The 20,133-nt window shown below is 39.0% G+C and carries 18 protein-coding genes; 7 read left to right on the forward strand and 11 right to left on the reverse strand.

Annotation, left to right across the window (positions count from 1 at the left end; all coding sequences use genetic code 11):
- From DDR33_RS08860 to DDR33_RS08910, 11 genes are all read right to left on the reverse strand, one after another.
- On the reverse strand, positions 1–938 hold a 938-nt coding region (locus DDR33_RS08860), incomplete at its 3' end, for a glycosyltransferase family 2 protein (RefSeq protein WP_109415413.1).
- Complete coding sequence (locus tag DDR33_RS08865) at positions 938–2,137, reverse strand: hypothetical protein (RefSeq protein ID WP_109415414.1); 1,200 nt, start codon at positions 2,135–2,137, stop codon at positions 938–940. The genes DDR33_RS08860 and DDR33_RS08865, both read right to left, overlap by 1 nt.
- Complete coding sequence (locus DDR33_RS08870) at positions 2,138–3,361, reverse strand: glycosyltransferase (protein ID WP_109415415.1); 1,224 nt, start codon at positions 3,359–3,361, stop codon at positions 2,138–2,140.
- Complete coding sequence (locus tag DDR33_RS08875; RefSeq protein WP_109415416.1) at positions 3,358–4,476, reverse strand: N-acetyl sugar amidotransferase; 1,119 nt, start codon at positions 4,474–4,476, stop codon at positions 3,358–3,360. Before DDR33_RS08875 ends, DDR33_RS08870 begins: the two co-directional genes overlap by 4 nt.
- Before the next feature lie 23 nt (positions 4,477–4,499).
- Complete coding sequence (locus DDR33_RS08880) at positions 4,500–5,258, reverse strand: AglZ/HisF2 family acetamidino modification protein (RefSeq protein ID WP_109415417.1); 759 nt, start codon at positions 5,256–5,258, stop codon at positions 4,500–4,502.
- Entirely contained in the window at positions 5,252–5,863 is a 612-nt protein-coding gene (gene hisH, locus DDR33_RS08885; protein ID WP_109415418.1) for an imidazole glycerol phosphate synthase subunit HisH, read from the reverse strand. Before hisH ends, DDR33_RS08880 begins: the two co-directional genes overlap by 7 nt.
- The gene (locus tag DDR33_RS08890) at positions 5,860–7,263 is read right to left on the reverse strand and encodes a lipopolysaccharide biosynthesis protein (protein ID WP_109415419.1); all 1,404 of its coding nucleotides are present in this window, start codon (positions 7,261–7,263) and stop codon (positions 5,860–5,862) included. Before DDR33_RS08890 ends, hisH begins: the two co-directional genes overlap by 4 nt.
- A 53-nt stretch (positions 7,264–7,316) precedes the next feature.
- Positions 7,317–8,477: a non-hydrolyzing UDP-N-acetylglucosamine 2-epimerase gene (wecB, locus tag DDR33_RS08895; RefSeq protein WP_109415420.1), complete on the reverse strand. Its 1,161-nt coding sequence runs from the start codon at positions 8,475–8,477 to the stop codon at positions 7,317–7,319.
- 14 nt (positions 8,478–8,491) lie between these two features.
- Positions 8,492–9,640 (reverse strand): glycosyltransferase family 4 protein, encoded by a 1,149-nt coding sequence (locus tag DDR33_RS08900; RefSeq protein WP_109415421.1) that lies wholly within the window; start codon positions 9,638–9,640, stop codon positions 8,492–8,494.
- A gap of 215 nt (positions 9,641–9,855) precedes the next feature.
- Positions 9,856–10,938, reverse strand: a complete 1,083-nt coding sequence (locus DDR33_RS08905) for a GumC domain-containing protein (protein ID WP_158280686.1) — start codon at positions 10,936–10,938, stop codon at positions 9,856–9,858.
- Between the two features lie 21 nt (positions 10,939–10,959).
- The gene (locus tag DDR33_RS08910) at positions 10,960–13,476 is read right to left on the reverse strand and encodes an SLBB domain-containing protein (protein ID WP_109415423.1); all 2,517 of its coding nucleotides are present in this window, start codon (positions 13,474–13,476) and stop codon (positions 10,960–10,962) included.
- Between the two features lie 1,036 nt (positions 13,477–14,512).
- Between DDR33_RS08910 and DDR33_RS08920 the strand changes: the two genes are divergently transcribed.
- The 7 genes from DDR33_RS08920 to frr all read left to right on the forward strand — a co-directional run bounded on the left by DDR33_RS08920 (position 14,513) and on the right by frr (position 20,127).
- Positions 14,513–14,920, forward strand: coding sequence for a helix-turn-helix domain-containing protein (locus tag DDR33_RS08920; RefSeq protein ID WP_109415425.1), 408 nt, complete (start codon positions 14,513–14,515; stop codon positions 14,918–14,920).
- A 789-nt stretch (positions 14,921–15,709) separates the two neighbouring features.
- Positions 15,710–16,153: a 50S ribosomal protein L13 gene (rplM, locus tag DDR33_RS08930; protein WP_109415427.1), complete on the forward strand. Its 444-nt coding sequence runs from the start codon at positions 15,710–15,712 to the stop codon at positions 16,151–16,153.
- 16 nt (positions 16,154–16,169) lie between these two features.
- Positions 16,170–16,556 (forward strand): 30S ribosomal protein S9, encoded by a 387-nt coding sequence (gene rpsI / locus DDR33_RS08935; RefSeq protein WP_109415428.1) that lies wholly within the window; start codon positions 16,170–16,172, stop codon positions 16,554–16,556.
- 18 nt (positions 16,557–16,574) lie between these two features.
- A complete protein-coding gene (rpsB, locus tag DDR33_RS08940; RefSeq protein WP_109415429.1) occupies positions 16,575–17,402 on the forward strand; it encodes a 30S ribosomal protein S2 in 828 nt (275 codons plus the stop codon).
- 104 nt (positions 17,403–17,506) lie between these two features.
- The gene (gene tsf / locus DDR33_RS08945) at positions 17,507–18,346 is read left to right on the forward strand and encodes a translation elongation factor Ts (RefSeq protein ID WP_109415430.1); all 840 of its coding nucleotides are present in this window, start codon (positions 17,507–17,509) and stop codon (positions 18,344–18,346) included.
- Positions 18,347–18,818: 472 nt separating this feature from the next.
- The gene (gene pyrH, locus DDR33_RS08950; RefSeq protein ID WP_109415431.1) at positions 18,819–19,526 is read left to right on the forward strand and encodes a UMP kinase; all 708 of its coding nucleotides are present in this window, start codon (positions 18,819–18,821) and stop codon (positions 19,524–19,526) included.
- Positions 19,527–19,563: 37 nt separating this feature from the next.
- Positions 19,564–20,127, forward strand: a complete 564-nt coding sequence (gene frr, locus DDR33_RS08955) for a ribosome recycling factor (RefSeq protein ID WP_109415432.1) — start codon at positions 19,564–19,566, stop codon at positions 20,125–20,127.
- Positions 20,128–20,133 lie beyond the last annotated feature (6 nt).

Consider the following 20,133-nt stretch of genomic DNA (forward strand, 5'->3'; position numbering starts at 1 on the left):
CGAATATAATCTATATCAATTTTCGAACTAGCCCTTTCCTGATTCACATATACTCCCATCTTCTTTATTTCTGTATAAAAACCAAATTTAACTAAGAACAGACGGATTTTCATAGCTATGAGGATTGCCTTTTTGAGTCTTATTTGTTGCTCTTTTGAATAGTACTTCTTATATACATACAAAAGTCCAGATATATCATTTTTAAACGTCCAAAATGAAAACTTATCAGAAGAAGAGCCACCGAAATGGATTAATTGAGAGATATTGCAAATATATATGCGTTCTCCGTTCTTTTTAACTCTAAGACCAAATTCGCAATCTTCGTGATAAAAAGTAAGATGTTCGTCCAATAAACCCATCTCCGTAAAAACGTCACTATGTATCAAAATACTCGCGAAAGACGCATAACTAATCCTCTTATCATAAATATGCAGTGTTTCGTTCGGGCTCAATATTCTTACCAGAAACCGTCCAAAATATGAACTTAAAACCTGCCGAATCAAAACGGTAATATCGGTGAGACGGAGAAAAATCTTAAAAATAGTTGGCTCTCGAAACAAAGACTTTTGACTGGACAGATCAGGATTAAGCAACTTCGGCGCAAAAATCCTACTACCGGTAGTCTTAGCGCAAGAAATGAGTAATTCCAATGTATTACGAAAAAGCACCGTGTCACTATTCAATAGCCACTTATAGGTTCCAATACTTTGCCTAATCCCAATATTATTTGCTGCAGAAAAGCCGACATTAGAGTCGTTCTTTATCAGCGTTACCTCAGGGTAATAAACACTAATTGCCTCTTGGCTCCCGTCCGAAGAATTGTTATCAACTACAAGAATTTCATAGGAAAACGCCGTCTCTGATTCAACAATAGACTTAAGACAAGCTAATGTTAGGTTCTTTGTATTGTATGAAACAATGATGATCGAAACATCCATTATGCCATATAATTTAGTCTTTTCTTATCATTGAACTCCTTCGAAGCTACAACAAACGAAATTACTATTATCTCATGAAAATTTCGTGCAGTAAAATAAAGAGTCTTAATGTTAAAGAAAAATATAAGAATAATAACCACTCTTGTAGACAATAATAAAGCACGTAGTTTGTCATCTTCCTTAAATCGCTTCCTATATATTCCTAATCTTTGATACATGTAAATATAAAGTAAGACTGTAACTACTAAACCTATTATACCGATCATATGTATTATCTTGATGTAACCGGCATCGCTATCATGCGGATTGACCCCTCTTCCAAATATCGTTTCAATAAAGGAATCCGGTAAAAAGTACATTTGTGCCAGATCATCTCCTGATCCAGTAGAAAATGAGCTTCTTAAATCATTGGTTTCTTCACTACTAATTAGTATACTCCCGTAACCAGACAAGAAGGGTATTGTGGTAATAAGAATAGGAAGGATAAACTTAATGAACAGATATAGGCCACCAGCAAAATTAATACTAGCGAATACCTTTAGCCAGAAGCTCCCCTTTAATAACAAGTATAAATTCAGAAGAGAGACAATAATAGCAATCAACATCATAATTGATCGCCCTGTAAAAAGACCCGATAATACGAATGTATAGATTATAATAATTATAGACGTCTTCTTGGTAAGAACGAATAAGTAAATAGCAAATACAAGCCCCATAATACAAAGATACCCGGCAGAGTCATACCCAGGTGTCAAACCAAAGGCTCTAATAGAACTGAAATCCTTATCGAAGCCCGTCATTGGAGCCATTAGTTGCTGTAAGGAAGGTGATAGAATCTGCAATAAGATAACAAAGCTGTTAACCATCAAAAAAAACACCAATAAGTTTAATATTTCTTTTCCCCTATAATCGGAATTAAAAACAAATAAACTAATGCAAGCTGTGCTAATCAAACATCGCAGTGACCTAAAAAAAACGAAGCTGTCCGGCACCATATACAATAAACATATAAACCCTGAATAAACAAACAAAAAGACTGAAAGACCATTTAATACTATGATGTTCCCACTTAAAACTATATTTGTTTTAGCAAGCGTTAGTATTAACAAAATGACAGCAGCAGGTATCGTTGTATCATACAGCCCAATCTTAGGGCCGAATACTGCAAAGAAAAGCAATATTGAATACAAAATTTTCATCTATCCATTTCTGTATATTTTCTTATAACGATCAGATACAACTCTTATAGAAAATTCCTTTTCAGCCAGCGTCATACACTTTTGTCTCATATCGTCAAATCGGCCTATAAATGTCATATATTTCGATTTGAATAATTCAGGATCCTCAATATTTAGTTCAACGCCCGTATCATGCTCTTTAAGAATAGCAGCAGCTCCACCCACATTAGAATTTACAATGATAGGTAGTCCACAAGCGAGGTATTCGGCAACCTTAACACCCAATCTTGAAAATCCATCAGCTATCGGCTTCATAACCTGAATTCCGGCATCAGACGCCGAAAGCCATTTATATAGATCATCGTACTTTGAACTTATTATCTTAAATGAGTTTACTGGTAAACTGGAACGCAAAACAACCTTTAGAACTTCGGTATCACTATTGGTAACAATTAAAAAAAACGCGCTTTGATCAATCTCGGCTATCCTCTTAAAATAAGAACCATATATATTTATATCATTCCAAAAATCGATATTCAGGCTACCTAGATAAACGATTACATGTTTATCTTTCCAATCCATTTTATCTCTTATCAAGTTTCTCTGTTCTTCTGAGTAATATAGCCTTTGAGTATCGACGCAGCAAGGTATATAACACACTTTAGCCTTGGGAGAAATTCTTTTCAATTCATCAACTAAAGGTCTACTCACACCTATACTATATGTAGAATTTTCAATTATTCGTTTCTCAAGATCTTTCCAATATTTAAAAATTGGATCTGTCTCTTTCCATGTCCCGATCGTAATATGTTCAAGTGGATATAGACTCCTTCCATCAAAAAGAATTTTCGGAAAACCCAGCCATTTTTTTAAATCACTTGTAATCAATGAGCTAAAGTATCCTCTTGAATGAATAACATCATACTTCTTGAAAGATACAAGCACAAACAATGAAACCAGCACTCTAGCGAGCATAAGAGGAAAACGATTTGAGAAAAAAAATCGCTCAGGTATCGCAAACGGGAATGATTTTACTCTTACACCCATTCCCCTAAGCTTAGAAGTCATTTCAGCCAATTCAGCCCTATATTTAAAATAAATCCAGAACTGCCAAAAAGCTACAACCGTAATATTTAAATCCAAACTGCTGCTCTTAATCTCCTTTAATAAGGATAATACTTGACTATTTATTAGTCCAGATGAAGGTCTTTCGTTATACAAGAAATAACAAACTTCCTGCTTCATTTCCTATACAGCCATTTAATAAATTTCACGATATGACCATAGAACGAGGATTTTAGAATTCTCCCGTAATAAGAAGGATAATCAAAATAAGATCTGGGAGGAAGTTTCATAAGACCGTCAAATTCAGCAGCACTTATATTCAGTTTTTTGCAAATATATTCTCGGTCTTGCAATTGAAGCATCTCAGAATATGGAGGTTTTTCAAGTTCTCTGAATGCGTCCTCCCTTGTTAACTCACCTGAACATATCAAGCTAGATAGATGCATTTTCCGTTTATCATATCCAAACTTGACAGGCAAAATGTACCCCTGATAGAACCGGGTATAAATTGACTCAAAATGCTTCCCTCCATAATCCCTCCATCCTAGCTTTTCCTCAATAACTTTCTTAGCCCTAATCTTATTATAATCCACATAATTCAAGATATTTATCCAATTATTGGAAATTCTATCTTCGAAGATTGTGTAAAAACTACCATGAGGATATGTATTTAGCTTTTCTTTACCAAACTTTTTTTGCACATCTCTTATATACTTCCAATCCGAATGTCCTTGTGACCAGCTTGATGCATGATGACTTTCGGTTTTGACATTTATACCATTGATTATATATCTGATACCATATTTCTTCGCGACCTTCCTTAAAATAGCAAAGATGGCATGGTCTGTAGGAACTTCTATATCAGGAGTAGATGCCTTAAGAAACGACAATTGAAGATCTCTAAATTCAATCCAATTAATAACATAGGTATATAAATCAATATCCAATGCTTTAACTATGTTCTCAATATTCTGCACTGCCAACTCAGAATTCCAACCATTATCTAGATGTACCGCTATAGGTCGCAAACCTAATTCTTTAACTAATAATGCGACATATGTACTATCTACTCCTCCACTTAGACCAATTACGCAATCATAAGCACTCCCCTTTCCTTCATTTTTAATAGTTTCAACCAACGTTCTTAAATAACTATCATCACTGGTTAATTTCGATAATGAACCTATTTGCTTGTCATATTCATGACAATGATTACAAACTCCGTCAGAATCGAACATGATCATGGGATCAGTAGAATCCATGACACATCTTGTACAAATTTTTAAATCATTCACCCGATTAGATATTTAATAGAAAATTAAATGATTGATTCCAAATCCTCCTTTTTCGGATAGGTAATCAAAACAGCTTTATGTTTGCCATGAAAAACAAAATAACTTCCAGCACCAACTGCTGAGGCGCCCCCATCTTTAATGGCATCTCGGAAATCGCCTAATCCACCAGCGCCCCCACAAGCAATTACTGGTATACCAACCGCCGATGAAATCATCTTAACAAGCTTAATATCGTACCCGGACATCGATCCATCCCGATCCACGGAGTTAAGTAAAATCTCGCCAGCACCATTTGCTTCCATTAGTCTTGCATAGTCTAAAACATCCCCCCCAACATTGTTGACGCCTGTACGTGAGTATATCCTGTATTTTCCCAACATGTTCTTCTTCACATCAATAGAAACCACAATTGTAGAACTACCAAAGATTGAAGACGCTTCTTTTATAAATCCCGGATTCTCTAGTGCGAATGAATTTATCGCTACTTTTTCCACTCCTAACTTTAATACCTCACGTATGACCTGTATGCTGTTAATTCCACCACCATAGCAAAAAGGCATAAAACACTCTGAAGCGATGCTTTCGATTAAATCTAATGCAGGTCGCTTCCCTTTAGAAGACGCCTCAATGTCAAGAAATATAAGCTCATCAACCTCCTTTTCATTAAATATCTTTATGGCATTAATGGGGTCTCCCACATATACAGGGTGTTTAAATTTAATTGTTTTAACTAGTCCTTGATCCTTGAGAAGCAATACCGGTATAACTCTTGATTTCAGCATCTTTCACAGAAATTTTTTAATAAATCCATTCCGAATCTATGACTCTTCTCAGGATGAAACTGAACTCCCATAATATTGTCTTTTTGAAAGGCTGAAGTAAAAGTGCTTCCGTAATAGGTGCACGCTGTTTGATAAGAAAACTCATCCTTTAGTTCAACGTAATATGAATGAACATGATAATATCTTAGCTCGCATTCCGTTAAATCAAACAATGTCGATGCCTTCTTGGGAATAACAGTATTCCATCCCATATGCGGAACTTTTAAATCCGAAGGCAAGTTCAACCTCCTCGTTTTTGCCTCTATCCAATTCAATCCGTCACAATTTCCTTCTTCACTATAGCTGGTCATAAGCTGCATACCCAGACAAATTCCCAAAATAGGTAATTTATCTTCATTGGCCAATTTATTAAGCACGGAAATCCATCCCTTTTCAGTTAAATTTCGCATTCCTTCATTAAATGCACCGACCCCAGGCAGAATAATTTTCGTTGCATCTTTTAACAGTTCCGGGTATTCAGCCACAATAGAACTGTAACCTATCTTTTTTAGCATATTTTGAATCGAGCCCACATTGCCCAATCCATAGTTAACAATACCAATCATAAGAAGCTCTTTAACTTATCATAAAGGATAAAAGACTCAGCCCTGTACAATATCACAATACCCAGTAGGGCAGGGAACGCCAAAAGTGTACTATTCAGCTTCATTAAGGACACTACAGGAATAATAACGATTAAAACAGCGATTGTAAGCTTTTTGAAATCAATCCGAATTCTGTAATATTTACGGCCTATTAAAGTCCTTGCAATGAAAAAACACAAATATCCTATAAACATCGCCACTGTTGCGCCAGTTGCACCAAATCTTGGAATAAAAAGGAATGCGGCAGTGGTATTTACCAAGGACGACAATATTATTATATAGAGATGCTTAATAGTCTTCTTTGAGAAATTAATGCCAACAACTGTGACTTCCGATAGCGTATATAGCATTGGCCCAAACATCAACAAGGGAAAAATAGCGCTTACATCAGAATATTCCTTAGCCATCACTTCAATTATGACTTGATTAAGCATCACTACAAGAAGAATTCCCACTGAAAACGCTAAAACAAGATAGTTAAAAATTCGTGGAAACAAGACCTCCTTTGAGTTCTCCTCTTTATATGTATCATAGGAGAATGGCAACCAAAACACATTAAATCCAGTTTGGATTATATTTAAACTCATCGCAATTTTCAGTCCAGCCGCATATAGTCCTAAAGTTGAAAACGAGGAATATGCCCTAATAAACGTCCGATCGATGCCATGGAAAAACCAATCACATATAAAAGTGGGAATGAACGGTATACAATAATATAAAATCGCCTTAACTTCATTAATATCAAAGCGAACATTTTTAATTTTCGAAAAGCCATACTGACTTAAAATCAAACTCAAAAAAAGCCCCGCAGTCTGCGACATAACATATCCCCAGATTATAGACCTATAATCCTGGCAGAAGAACTTAACAACGACAAAAAACGCTATTACATTAGCAACAGAAATTGTAACTTGGACGATAGAGTATTTAATAGCTTGGCCTGACATTCTCAAAATAGCCATAGGATATTTAAAAATCACTCCGACAAACAAAGCGAATTCCAAAAGCCTAACAGAATTAACATCACCAGGATTAGAAAACAGAAAGAGAGAAAGAGGCCTTTTTAAGAACTCCATGATCAATATCCCAAGGAGAGTAAACGCAACTGGTGGTACGAGACAATGAACCAATAGATTTGAATGTTCGGAAGAAGGTTTTTCTTTATAAAAGCGATAATAACTCTGTTCCGAAGCTAAAGAAAAGATATTAACCAAGAGATTATATGCAAGCAAATACATCGACGCTTTACCAAAATCTTCCGGTATAATGAACCATGAAATAATAGGGGTACTAATAAGTGAAAGCCCAGCGCTAATCCAAGTACCTAATGAAAATTTCGTAAATTTTGCAAGTAAGCTCACTGACAGGTATTGTTATTCGATCTAAAGTATCGCTTGATTAAATGAAGCATTACCTAAGCATTTACCAGCTTCACTTCTCCTATTCCGTACTTCTTTAAAAAGAAGTCTAAAATCCTACCTGAAGCATGCCCGTCGCCGTATGGATTCTTAACAGATGCCATTTCTTCATAAAGATTTAGATCATCAAGAAGAGCTTTACAGGTATTAAATATTCTATCTTGATCACTCCCAACCAAAACTACAGTTCCAGCATCAACAGCTTCAGGGCGTTCGGTTGTATCCCTCATAACGAGGACTGGGACACCTAAGCTTGGCGCTTCTTCCTGTACGCCACCACTATCTGTGAGAATGATCTTAGATTTTGACATCAACCAAACAAAATCGGGATAGCTTAAAGGTGGAATTAAAATAATATTTGGGTTATCGCCCAGGCGCTCATAAACAGGCCCCTTAACGTTTGGATTCATATGAACCGGGTAAATAATTGTAATATTATCAAGCTTGCTGACCCTATCAAGAGCGCTGCAAATACTTAAAAATCCGCTACCATGATTTTCTCTACGATGCCCGGTGACTAGTATAATCTGTTTAGAGAAATCCAATTGCCGTTTTAGTTCTTCAACTTGTGCAGACTCATAGTCAACCAGCTTGGTTTGGCTAAAAAACAGAGCATCAATTACCGTATTTCCGGTAACCACTATACTTTCAGGATCAATACCTTCCTTAAGAAGATTGCTTTTAGCATTAAGAGTTGGGGAAAAATGAAAATCTGCGATTTTTGAGGTGATCTGTCGATTGATTTCTTCAGGATAAGGTGAATATTTATTATATGTTCGTAATCCAGCTTCAATATGGGAAACTTTAATACCACGGTTAAAGGAAGCTAGGCTAGCGGCCATTGATGTGGTGGTATCTCCATGTACAAATACATTATCTGGATCATATTCTTTTAAAATATCGTCTAGTAACAAAAGAGCTTCACCTGTAATCCTATTTAATGTTTGATTTGGAGTCATTAAATTCAGATCAAAATCAGGAACTATTCCAAAAAAAGATAATACCTGATCCAGCATTTCCCTATGCTGCGCTGTGACGCAAACTTTAGTCTCAAAAAATTGATCACATTCTTTAAAAGCAGTGATAACTGGCGCCATCTTTATAGCTTCGGGACGTGTTCCAAAGACAAAAAGATTTTTTATTTTATCATTTATCATAGAAATCCATTGTGTTAGCGGTTTATTGACTCATTTATTAAGCAAACTTCCTTACTAATAACCACGTTATGTCCCGATATTGTCTGGATCATGTTAGACGCGTTAACTGACATCTCGCAGAACCGATTTGGATTCTTAAAAAGATATTCTATTTTATCAGCAATTTCCATAGCTGAACGCGTTAAAAACCCATTAATGTCATTCTCTACAAATTCGGGAATAGCAGTGTTGTCCGAACTTATGGGAATCAATCCGCTAGACATAGCTTCACACATCGAAACCCCCTGTGCATCTTGACGGGTAGGACATAAAAATACACCGTATAAATTATGTACTTGAGGAATATCCACATTTGAAATAAACTTATTATGAATTTCCACATTCTTATAATTTGTAAGGTCTCTAGTCAAAACAGAGAAGAACTTCCCCTTACCATAAATAGAGATTTTTAATTCACCAAAAAACTTACGTTTCGATAATATCTTTATTGCTTCTATAGCTACATCATTTGCATATTTTGTGGAATCAAAAGATCTGATAAGAAGAATCTTCTTTCGAAAATCACTCGTTTTTTTTCTATATCGAAATAAGTCTGAATCAATCGGATTGGGAATTATTTTATAATTTTTTATCTGAGACAGTGTATCTCTTTCCATTATCCTTTTCATCCAATTTGACACAAATATGAATTGAATTTTTCCAGTCTTGTTGGAAATAGAAGCAAGTTTATGCATATACCACATTTGTCTGGTATTTGATATCATGTACTTAACAAAACTGAACGTTGAGGATATCGAATAATTAAACAATCGCCTATACCAGCCAAGGGCTTCATAACCATGAATCCAAATCAAGATAGGAATGTTTGTTCTTTTAATAAAGGCCTCTATCATCCAATCTGACACGAAATGAATACAAATTGCCGCTGGTTGCTGAAGGTTAAAATAATACATGAACTTATCTTTAGAGCTTGCATTAATAACATTTACTCCTTCATGGTTATAAAACTGATCGCTATCAAGTTCGGGGCGACAACCCAAAATTTGAATATCAAATATATCCAAATAATGCTTCACCCTTGAATGCACAAAAACGTCTCCATACAAGTTTCCTTCATTAGGATAATTAGAATTTATTATAAGGACTTTTTTCTTATTTTCCATTTTTACGGAATTAGCACTTATCGCTCACTTTAATCTATTATATATAATTTGGGCTTCTACGCCTACAACTGGTAAATTAAGATTAGATTGATTGGTCTATACTCCCTCATACGTGGTTAAAACTCTATACTTCTATATTTTGTGATTTACCGATTCTCACTATACTATTCGTTTTGCTCTAAAGACATTTATCGCCAATAGTCGCAGGCATTTCACTAATTCTGTAGCATTCTCTTAATCATAGCCCTAATTGAAAGAAACACACAAGTAATCAGTCCTGTTACAATAAAACCAGCTACTATGCCCATGGCCTTACTAACATATTTTCTTTCTAAAGGCAAAACGGGCGAATCTATCATTTGAATCAAAGGAGTTTCCTTTCTCAATGCAATTCTAGCTATCTCGAGATTCTTTGTTACCTCTGCATAAATTGCTGAACTAGCTTGCACATCGACCTGACGCCGTTGAGAAGGAACCTTCAAAAACTGAAATGCAGGATTAGTATTGGGATTAGCATCTATGGCCGAGGCAACGCTTCCCAGGGATAAATTCAATACATTCTTTACACTATCTGCCTGCTTCTGAAGGATTTTCAAATTTTCTGAAGACTTCTTTGTTTTAGTCTGGACATAAAATCCATTGACATTTTCTACTATCTTATCAGCAAACACCTTTGAGAACCATTCATCCTTAGAACTCAGTTTTACACTTATGATACTCAGTCGCTTATCTAGTTTTTCAACGATCAAATGATTCTTTTTGATGTCTTTAACCATTACATTTATAATACTATCGTGTTGGCGTTTGAATTGATTTTCAGGCACATAAAAAGATATATTTTTCAAAGAAGGATTATTCGTCCATCCGTCTCTAAAACGATTCATTTCTATATATCTATTAATAAGCAAATCTTTCTTCCCTTCAAAACTTCCAATAGATAGTAGCGTTTTTCGTATCATCCTCCTGGATTTATACAACTCAATAATATTATCGCCTTGAAAGAGGCCATTATTTCCTCCTCCTATATCAATCCCTACCATTGAAGCTAAACCAGCATATTGCCCCAATCCCCCTGTTCCGCCTTGCTCTTCCAATACAAAGGTGCATTCAGCTATGTAAACAGGTTTATCAAAATAGGCATAAAGAAGCCCACAAAGCGCTCCGATCGAACTCATTAATACAATTATTTTCCACTTTGAAACGAGATAATTGTATCCGTCTTTAATCCTGAAAACAAATTCCTTAAATGAAATTTCATCTTCGAGGTTCGTAGTTTGAGAGTTACCTTTGCTTTCCACTCTTTTAGCCCTAGTATTCATCTATCTAAACAACGCCACAATTATCGCCGCCAACGACGCCAATCCACTCGTAATTCCCACAACTTCTCCCGGCGTCATCCTCCTACCTTCTGCCTTCTTCGGCACAAATATTTCTGATCCCGGCTTCACTGCCGGATAATTATTAAAAAACAAAAACTTGCCAGCACTCTCAACTGATCCATTCGCATAGATTATATATGCACTTCTTCTCTTCGCCTTATCACTAAATCCACCAGCATTTGAAATATACCTTTTAAATCCTTTCCCTCCAGAATAAACCACTGTTACAGGTGATAACACCTCGCCGCTTACCTTCACCGTCTGCAATTGCTTCGGAACGGTCAATATATCTCCATCTTCCAGAAATAAATCATCTTTACCTTCCGGCTTTTTTAAGATCCTGGGAAGATTAATCCCCACATAATCATTTCTTACAACCTCTTCTTCAATCTTAAGCGTATCACTGATGCTCTTTTGCAACCTCTGAAACTGCTTAAGCCTATTCTTTTCAAGCTTCTTTTGAACGTCTATGCTATCCTGCTCCTGCGATCCTGGCCTTTGTAAAGAAGCTCCATCAACATAAGCATAGGCCGTAAAACCTCCCGCTCTTTTCACCAGGTCAGAGATTCGCTCATCCTTACGTGTAATGGTATAAATACCGGGATACAGCACTTCTCCTTCTACTTTTACTAATTTCTGTTTAGAGTATCCAACTGATGGCCTTACCGCAACAATGTCAAAAGGCTGGAGGACAAAACCGGCGGTTGCTCTCTTCAAATCCTGGTTAATATCTATCTGGAACACCTGCGCCGTAGTGGCTGACTCTGACATTACATCGCTATTCTTTACTCTCCTGGAAATCTCCACACGTTTCGGAGTGGCGCTTTCCTTAAGTCCGCCTGCCTGTATAATAGCGTCCTCTAATGTCATTCCTTCGGCGAAATTTAACCTGCCGGGTCTAAGGACTTCCCCTTCCACTCTGACATTATATTCTTCCTTCAAATCGAAAATGGAGGAAATCGTGATCACATCTTCACGCTTCAACGCAATATCAGGAGCTTCTCCGCTCAGCACTTTTGCCACATCGAACGAAACCAGCTCCGTCTGCAGATCATCTTTCAGGCGGGTTATATAAGCCCTGTTTCTGAAAGCATCTTCACGAAGTCCTTCTGCTTTCTGAATTAATTGCTTGACAGTCAAACCGGAACTTAGTTCAAATTGTCCGGGCCTGAATACTGCACCTTCTATGGTTACACGGTTTTCGAACCGGTCGAGAATCTGATCCACGAAATATTTGTCACCTCCTGAGGGTAAATACGCTGAAAATTTATCGGATGTTACATCGTCGATCTTTCTTTCTGTTGCTGTGTTCTTTAAAACCTTGACCCTGACGCGATAAGCTCTCTCATTAAAGTCGCCGGCAAATCGAATAAGGTCAGACAACTTCTCCTCCGGTTTCATTTCAAAGATTCCGGGACGTTTTACTTCGCCGACAATCTCTACCCGCTTCTGATAGTTCGGAACACGGATAACATCCTGATCCTGCAAGCGGTAATTATTTTTGAACTCGCCGTGTAAAAGGAAATCGTAAATATCCAGGGTTCCAATCTTCTTTCCGGCGCGTATTAATTCAATCTGCCTGAAGGATCCGTTTTCAGTGGGACCACCTGATGAATAGAGCGCATTAAAGACAGTCGCCAGCGAAGGGAGTGTATATGTTCCAGGTTTTACTACTTCACCTGTAAGAATCACCTTAATACTGCGGATGTTGCCAACGGCTATACTCACGGAAGTATTTCCGCTCTTTAATCCGGAGTAAATGGTCGAAAGACGCGATTTAATCCGGGAGGAGGCCTGCTCAATGGTCATGCCGCTGACGGGAATCACCCCGATATAGGGAACATTGATAGTTCCTTCCGGTGATACTTTAAGCTGATAACTCGCTTCTGAATAACCATAAATGTCTATCAAAAGCTCATCATCGGGTCCGATCTGGTAATTGCGTGGTGTAGCCAGCCGCAAATTAGGTTCAAAAGTTAACTTTTGATTGCGAAACAGATCGGCACCAAATATTTTCGACTTTAAGGAGGCTAATGTTTTTTCCGCGAGTGTTAATGTATCTCTTCTGACCTGCAAAGAATCTACAGGATCTGGCTGATCTAAGTTATAGCTGCGCCCGTAGGAGCCCTGACGGTTGCTTCCTGAAGGCGTTGTGTTATTCTTTTGCTGATTTTGCTTCCCGCTCTTCTGAGCTTCCGTAGTTTTTAGTTTATCTACACGCTGACGTAACTTTTGAATTTCAGTGGAGCTCATACCCCTTGCTAATGCTACCTGCTCAAGCTGCGCTTCACTGAGGCCTGCAGCTTCCACCTGGGCAATAAACTGCCTGATCTGTGTGTCAGTCAACTCATCCACACGGATATTACTAAAATCCTGTTGATTTTGTGCCTTAAGTGCGGTTGCTAAACATAAGGAAATAAGGAGTATTACTACTTTTATATATCTAAGAGGTCTCACTGTTTATAAATTCTGCCCGGTAGTAGTGTGGGCACCCTTCTAAATTCGGGGTAAAGATACTATTTCTGTCATAATGAAAAGAATTATTTTGGTTTACAGCGGAAAGAGGCTATATAACAAGTTGTATCCGTCTCTAAAAAAGCTATACGCAAAAAAGGAGTGTATGAAAACAAAAAGAGGAATTTTACCTGCATCACTGAAGACCCGGCTCCTGGAGCGCACCACAAGGAAAATAGCCGAAAACAGCCGGGCAGCCACTTGCGGGCTGGCGCATTAGTTAAATGTCGAAAAAATAACAAGAAAAAGGAGGATTTTGCCCTTTTATAGCTCAGGCAGGATTACTAAACTGCACTGTATAATCCAATCAGGAATAACAAATCATCATGTATAATTAATTCAGGATTTATTCATTAACCTAGCTGACACTTAATTGAGCACTACCGAGCACTATCCTATTCCCGGATAAGACAACTGTATAATCTAATCAGGATTAACAATTCATCGTGTATAATTAAATCAGGATTTATTCATTAACTTGTATAGCCATTTCAGGGTAAGACATCCTTCGGGTTGGCTCCTGATTGGCTTCGGATCTGCAACGCTTTCCCTACGCTTTCGGAACGCTTTCCCTACGCTTTCCGTTCGGAATTTGTCGAAGCAAAAGCGTAGGGAAAGCGTTGCTGTAGCGTTGCAGATCAGAAACTGGTCAGGAGCCGGTCGGACCAAAGATTTATATACCTGACTATTCAACTAAGCAGGCTATGCAAAAAATATCGTGCAATCACTCATTTTGAGGGCACCAAACTCATTCAAGCCAGATGCACCGGATATACTGCACCGGCAAGCGGGATGTTACCGAAAGGAGGTAACGAGAACCATAATTTGATGCTGTTTATTTTGCTGCTTTGAGATCATGTATATTAAAGACTTCCAGCATCGGATTAGACTAAAACCACCGTTTAAAATCAACCAGGAATTCTAATCACTGGCAGTTTTTTCCTATCTTAGCTCATTCATCCTTGTTTGATAAATTATCATGAATGCTGTTGCTTTAAGGATCAAGAAGATCCGCTCGAACATAGGCCTCACCCAGGAACAAATGGCCGACAAAATAAATCTTTCCGTCAAGGCCTGGCAGAAAATTGAAAATGGCATTACCCGCTTAGACCTGGAGAGATTGAATCAGATTGCGGAGATACTGGATACATCGCTGGTTGATCTGATCAACGCAGATGAGAGTATCTATGTACATCAGGAAAACGAGAACAATGGAAGTATTTACAATAAGGAAGTCACCATCCAGCAAAGCACTTCAGATGAAGAACGCGAACTTTACAAAAAGGTAATTGAAGAAAAAGAAAAATACATAGCAAACCTCGAAAAGACCATTGCAGATAAGGATTCAACTATCGAATTCCTGAAAGGTCTTCTGAAAAAAGATTAAAAGAACGTTTCCTTCTATAGCGCCAGGCATTGAAAAGCCCTGGTTCTTTTTTTAGAGCCACAAGTGCTTAGAAAGCACAATCCGGTTCCTCCCGATGTTTTTAACCCACTGAATAGTGAAATAATCAAACTCTGACACCCCAATTTGAACACCACCTCTCAGCTCGTGCCACTCTCCCTCTGAAAGCTATACCCTGTTCCAGACAATTCCGGGACAGTATCGGGATGCTTCGCACAGGTCTGCGACTTTTCTACGTGTTTTCTGCGAGTCGGCTGCGACTCAAACCCGAGGCCGACACGAGCAGGACACGCAGAAGACACGCGGAAAACACGTAGCCTCCCGCCTGTTGTCCCGGAATTGTCCCGGAAAAGCCCCGGTACTTGTCCTATCTCAAAGCCGGGTTTGTTCAAGCTATACAGGATTGGATATTGTATAGCCGTTTCCGTACTATATCTATGCTGACCTAATTTCACTCCCAACTTCCACCCTGGTTTCGATCTGAAAGATCCCTGCCTAGTTAACGATCCGCTTACCCGTCTCTCTAGCACATCGCCCGGAAGGCCGGCAAGCGCCTCAAGAGTCCGGCCCCAGCCTTCAAGATCAGAACAGGAGCAGAACAGGCCCAACCAAAGCTTCCGCGCGGCACAAAACAAAAGCATCATCCGGCGATCCTTCCAAAGGTTTAAAATATTCCAAACCAGCTATTTGAATATTAAACATTTTGATCTATCTTTGCAGTCCCAATTTATGGGGTATACTATATTGTTTAATTAATTTAATATCAAGCAAGTGAATACGTTAAGTTACAAAACTGTCTCAGCCAACAAAAAGACCGTTAACAAGGAATGGATTGTTGTTGACGCTCAGGGCGAGATTTTGGGGCGCTTGTCAAGCAAAATCGCGATGATCATTCGCGGTAAGCACAAGCCTACATTCACCCCAAACGTAGACTGCGGCGATAACGTGATCGTTATTAATGCAGACAAGGTAAAACTGACCGGTAATAAGCTGGGTGACAAAACTTATGTTCGTTACACAGGTTATCCAGGTGGTCAGCGTTTCGTTTCTCCTAAAGAGTTATTGGCGAAACATCCGGAGCGTATAATTGAAAAAGCAGTACGCGGGATGTTACCTAAGAATCGTTTGGGCCGTGCTTTATTCGGCAACCTGTATGTTTATGCAGGAGGCGAGCATCCTCACATCGCACAGAACCCAAAAGAAATCAAACTTTAATTAAAAGAGAAAAGAAATGCCAACTACAAACACTTCAGGAAGAAGAAAAACTGCAGTTGCCCGTATTTATTTATCTGATGGCAGCGGCAACATTACCGTAAACGGTAAAAATTACACTGAATACTTCCCTACTTTACCATTACAATACATCGTTAACCAATCTCTCGAAGTTTCTGGCTCTGCCGGTAAATTCGATATCAACGTTAACGTTGCTGGTGGTGGTGTTAAAGGCCAGGCAGAAGCTGTTCGTTTAGCAATCGCTAAAGCTATTGTTGAGTTAAATCCGGAAGCTAAATCAGGTCTCCGTGCTAAAGGCTTAATGACCCGTGACGACAGAATGGTTGAACGTAAGAAACCAGGACGCAGAAAAGCACGCAAAAGATTTCAATTTAGTAAACGTTAATTTCAGGAGGATCAAACAATGGCTAGAACAACATATCAGGAACTACTGGATGCAGGTGTACACTTTGGTCACCTTACCCGTAAATGGGATCCGAAAATGTCTCAGTACATTTTCATGGAGCGCAATGGCATCCACATCATAGATTTAAATAAAACTTTAACTAAGCTCGAAGAAGCTGCTGCGGCAATCAAACAGATCGTAAAGTCTGGCCGTAAGGTGTTATTCGTGGCTACCAAGAAACAGGCAAAGGATATCATTGCTGAACAGGCAAAATCTGTAAATATGCCTTTTGTTACTGAGCGCTGGTTAGGTGGTATGCTTACCAACTTTGCTACCGTTCGCAAGTCAATCAAGAAGATGTCTAACATCGACAAGATGACAAAAGACGGAACTTACGATGTTCTTTCCAAGAAAGAAAAGCTGATGATTCAGCGTGAGCGTATTAAGCTTGAGAGCCTCCTTGGTGGTATCTCTGATCTTAACCGTTTACCTGCTGCTTTATTCCTGATCGACGTAAAGAAAGAGCATATTGCTGTTACAGAATCTTTGAAGTTAAATATCCCTACCTTCGCAATGGTGGATACTAACTCTGATCCTTCTAACATCGATTTCCCTATCCCGGCTAACGACGATGCAACTAAATCTATTTCCCTGATCACTGGTATCATTATCCAGGCTATCCAGGAAGGTTTAGATGAGCGTAAGCGTGAGAAAGAAGACGAAGCTGAAAAAGAAGCTGCTGCTGCCAAAGCTAAGATTGACAACGGCGAGGCTAAAGAAGAAGCTCCTGCACGTCAGCCAAAAGTAACTGCTGAAGCAGAAACTGAAGGCGAAAGCGCTGAATAATTACTTGTTGTGGGTTGAAGGTTTTGTGTTCCGGGATCTCCTGCAGCACAAAACTTGCAACCCACAACTGTTTATGTATAAACTTTAATTAAGGAAATAAGAAAATGTCAACTGTACAAATTTCTGCCTCAGATGTAAATAAACTGCGCCAGCAAACTGGTGCTGGTATGATGGATTGCAAGAAAGCTTTAATAGAGTCTAACGGCGATTTTGAAGCTGCAATTGATTACCTCCGCAAGAAAGGTGCTAAAGTTGCTGCAAGCCGTCAGGACCGTGAGTCTAACGAAGGTGTTGTAATTGCCAAGACCACTGCTGATGGAAAAACAGGCGTTATCGTAGAAGTTAACTGCGAAACTGACTTCGTTGCTAAGAATGCTGACTTCATCGCTTTTGGTAACAGCATTGCTGACCTTGCAGTAGAGAAAGCGCCTGCTTCTCTCGAAGAATTGTTATCACTCGAACTCAACGGTTCTAAGGTTGCTGATCAGATCCTTGATCAGACTGGTAAGATCGGTGAAAAGATCGGTGTTAATAAATATGAAGTGGTTTCAGGTGAGAAAGTAATTGCTTATATCCACGGTAACTATCGTCTTGGTGTTCTTGTTGCATTAAGCGCTGACGCTGAAGGTGCAGAAGAAGCTGGAAAAGATGTTGCAATGCAAATTGCTGCTATGAATCCTGTAGCTATCGATAAAGGTGATGTGGATTCACGCACGATCGAGCGTGAGCTTGATATCGCGAAAGAGCAGATCCGTGCTGAAGGTAAACCTGAAGAAATGGTTGAAAAGATTGCTCAGGGTAAACTGAACAAGTTCTACAAGGATTCTACCCTTCTGAACCAGGAGTTCGTTAAAGATTCTTCTAAAACGATCGCTCAGTTCTTAAATGGTGTTTCTAAAGACTTAACTGTTACTGCGTTTAAACGTGTGCAGTTAGGAGCATAAATTTTTATAAAAAAAGCCGGCCAGGGAATTCTCCCTGGCCGGCTTTTTTTATGGCTTTCGGCTGTCAGCAATTGGCTTTCGGCTCCGGTATAGCGGGTTAGGTGTAGCTGGTTAGGTATAGTGCGTTAGGTATAGCGGGTTAGCGATGGAGCTGGATTGACAGGAGTCTTGAAGGAGAAGCTCGATGGGAAGGCTTTATTGTGGTGTACTTTTTATTAAATATCTGCAATCGGCCATTCACGGACCTTATGGTCCTGCAATCATGTCTAAATCCTTGTTTAATGGCCTCCCTTGCAGACCATAAAGCGTAACTCAAAAAATCGTAACTCCTATGGTTATCCTTTCAACTAAAAACACTATTTTTGCCCGGCTTTCAAGCCTTCTTATCGGCAAAAAAACATGGATCGAAAAGAGACATTTCTAAGACAGGCTTATTTCTCGAATCTCAAAACTCATTTCTCAAATCTATAATATGAAGTATAAGCGTATCCTCTTAAAACTAAGCGGCGAATCCTTAATGGGTGAAAAACAGTACGGTATCGACAGCGACCGCGTTATTCAATACGCCCGGGACATCAAGGCTGTATTCGACCAGGGCATTGAAGTCGCTATTGTTATCGGAGGAGGAAACATCTTTCGGGGCCTTAGTGCTGAAAAATCAGGAATGGACCGTGTTCAGGCAGATTATATGGGGATGCTGGCAACAGTGATCAATAGCATGGCTCTTCAGGATGCGCTTGAAAAGCTTAGTGTGAAGACAAGGCTGATGACTGCCATCAAAATGGAACAGATCTGTGAGCCTTTTATTCGCAGACGTGCCGTAAGACACCTTGAAAAAAGACGGATCGTTATTTTCGGTGCGGGAACAGGAAACCCTTACTTTACAACGGATACATGCGCTTCCCTCCGGGCTATTGAAATTCAGGCTGACGTGGTGCTGAAAGGTACGCGCGTGGATGGCATTTATACCGCAGATCCTGAAAAACATCCGGATGCTGTGCGTTATGATGAAATTACATTCCAGGAAGTATACGATAAAGGGCTTAATGTGATGGACATGACGGCGTTTACACTGTGCCAGGAGAACAAGCTTCCAATCATTGTGTTTGATATGAACAAGCCGGGCAATTTTATGAAAATAGCCAGCGGTGAGGCAATTGGAACATTAGTTAAAGGATAAAAAATACTTATTTTTACAACATAATATAACCGATTTTATGAGTGACCTTATAAAAAAGCAGCTTAACGATTCCAAATCTCTGATGGACAAGGCAGTTGATCACACGGATGCCGAGTTAACCAAGATCAGGGCTGGTAAAGCGATGCCATCTATGCTGGATAGTGTAATGGTAGAATATTATGGTAATCCAACTCCGCTTAGCCAGGTTGGAAGCATCAACACTCCCGATCCCCGCACGCTTGTTGTGCAGCCCTGGGAGAAGTCTCTTTTAAGTAAGATCGAAAAGGCTATCGTTGATTCTAATGTGGGTTTAAATCCGCAGAACGACGGGTCTGTGATCCGCATGAATGTACCTCCCCTGACTGAAGAGCGCCGTAAAGAACTGGTGAAAAAAGTGAAGGAAGAGGCTGAAAAAGGACGCATAGCGATACGGAATATCCGGAAAGATACAAACGGCAAGATCCAGCGCCTGAAATCTGAAGGTGTATCTGAAGATGAGATCAAAGGCGGAGAGGCAGAGGTTCAGAAACTTACCGATAGCTATATCGTGAAGGTTGACAAGCTTGCTGAAATCAAAGAAAAAGATATTATGACCGTCTGACGATCT

The sequence above is a fragment of the Pararcticibacter amylolyticus genome (assembly GCF_003130405.1).
Classification (GTDB): domain Bacteria; phylum Bacteroidota; class Bacteroidia; order Sphingobacteriales; family Sphingobacteriaceae; genus Arcticibacter; species Arcticibacter amylolyticus.

Coding starts and splice junctions, on each gene's coding strand:
- rpsB (WP_109415429.1), top strand. CDS start 16,575: ATGGCTAGAACAACATATCAGGAACTACTGGATGCAGGTGTACACTTT.
- DDR33_RS08900 (WP_109415421.1), bottom strand. CDS start 9,640: ATGGAAAATAAGAAAAAAGTCCTTATAATAAATTCTAATTATCCTAAT.
- DDR33_RS08870 (WP_109415415.1), bottom strand. CDS start 3,361: ATGAAGCAGGAAGTTTGTTATTTCTTGTATAACGAAAGACCTTCATCT.
- tsf (WP_109415430.1), top strand. CDS start 17,507: ATGTCAACTGTACAAATTTCTGCCTCAGATGTAAATAAACTGCGCCAG.
- DDR33_RS08865 (WP_109415414.1), bottom strand. CDS start 2,137: ATGAAAATTTTGTATTCAATATTGCTTTTCTTTGCAGTATTCGGCCCT.
- pyrH (WP_109415431.1), top strand. CDS start 18,819: ATGAAGTATAAGCGTATCCTCTTAAAACTAAGCGGCGAATCCTTAATG.
- DDR33_RS08880 (WP_109415417.1), bottom strand. CDS start 5,258: ATGCTGAAATCAAGAGTTATACCGGTATTGCTTCTCAAGGATCAAGGA.
- rpsI (WP_109415428.1), top strand. CDS start 16,170: ATGCCAACTACAAACACTTCAGGAAGAAGAAAAACTGCAGTTGCCCGT.
- frr (WP_109415432.1), top strand. CDS start 19,564: ATGAGTGACCTTATAAAAAAGCAGCTTAACGATTCCAAATCTCTGATG.
- DDR33_RS08920 (WP_109415425.1), top strand. CDS start 14,513: ATGAATGCTGTTGCTTTAAGGATCAAGAAGATCCGCTCGAACATAGGC.
- hisH (WP_109415418.1), bottom strand. CDS start 5,863: ATGATTGGTATTGTTAACTATGGATTGGGCAATGTGGGCTCGATTCAA.
- wecB (WP_109415420.1), bottom strand. CDS start 8,477: ATGATAAATGATAAAATAAAAAATCTTTTTGTCTTTGGAACACGTCCC.